This window comes from Chloroflexota bacterium (assembly GCA_015478725.1).
Lineage (GTDB): Bacteria > Chloroflexota > Limnocylindria > Limnocylindrales > CSP1-4 > C-114.
Window position 1 is genome coordinate 1 of the sequence record JADMIG010000133.1, and the last position, 1,242, is coordinate 1,242.

1 protein-coding gene is annotated in these 1,242 nt (G+C 72.5%); it reads right to left on the minus strand.

The window, feature by feature from the left end; translation table 11 throughout:
- Positions 1 to 240: 240 nt before the first annotated feature.
- The gene (locus IVW53_16110; protein ID MBF6607084.1) at positions 241 to 1,092 is read right to left on the minus strand and encodes a hypothetical protein; all 852 of its coding nucleotides are present in this window, start codon (positions 1,090 to 1,092) and stop codon (positions 241 to 243) included.
- Positions 1,093 to 1,242: the final 150 nt, after the last annotated feature.

The following is a 1,242-nucleotide window of genomic DNA, read 5'->3' on the forward strand; positions in this document are numbered from 1 at the left end:
GCCCGGGTGGGGACCGTCCGCCGCACGAATGCGGGCCTGAGGCAGGGCTGCCCTTGTGGGCCGGCCTGGACACGAGCGGCTGGCCTGCCGGGACGCTGCGGGCGATGTGCCGTGTTCCCCGGGGACTGCATCGAGGATCGTCACGACCAACGGCCGCGAGACGATCGCGGCCTACCGGATCCCGCCCATGCCGGATCCGGTGCGCCTGAGGTCGGCTACCGAAGCCATGCCGGCGGCCGGCTAGAGCCCCTTCGCCCCGCGACGGGCGTCCAGGCCTGGGATAACTGCGGCCTGACGGGGGGCCTCGTCGCGCTGCGCCGTCCCCGCAGTCCCGAGAGCGGCGGCGATGGCCGGACCCTTCCAGACGGCGAGGCCGACGGCGCCGATGACGAGCGCCCCCGCCGCGACGGTGCCCAAGTCGATCGTGCCGGCGTCCGCCGCGATCGTCGTCTCGGCGTCGTCATGGGCAGTGCGGTCGTCGACGAGGCGGTCGACCGACGGCGCGGTTCCAATGGGCGCGGGTCGTGGAGCTGCCGTCGATGAGCGGGGCCGCGAGGCCGGACGTGCGACCGACGTGGTCACCACATCGGTCGTGGCGATCGCCCTCGGGGCGGACGTGGGTAGTGGCAACGAGCCATCAATGACGTGGGAGAAGCCGTCGTCCGGGACGAGGACGCCGCCGACGACGAACGGCGGTCGCGCTGCCGTCGATGATCGGGCCGGGGAGGACTGCGGGGCGACCGGCGTGGTCGCCGCGGACGTGGGTGTCGTGACCTTGGAACCCGATCCGGCCTGCGACCCCGGGCCGATGACGTGGGACAGGCCGTCGTCCGCCTGCCGGGCGGGCTGCGGCGGGCGAGCAGGACGCCTGGCGGCCGGTTGGCCGGCCGTCGATCGGAGGCCGTCCGCGACCGTCTGGCCGAGGGCCGACAGATGGTAGCTGCTGTACTCGGGCGAGTAGACGTGGCCGGCCTTGATCAGGTGCAGGAGGCCGCGGCGAACTGTCTCGCGCGGCAGCCCTGAGCGCGCGGCGACTTCGACGGTCCTCGTGGCCCCGTCGGCTAAGGCGCGGAGGATCAGTTCATCGCGCATGTGGGCTGATTGTAGCTGCCCGGTGAATGGAGTCAAACTTCCCCGGGGAACCTCAGTCCGGCGATGGGCCAGCAGGTTCCCCGGGGTTCTATTGGACTTCCCCGGGGAACCTCAGTCCGGCGATGGGCCAGCAGGTTCCCCGGGGTTCTA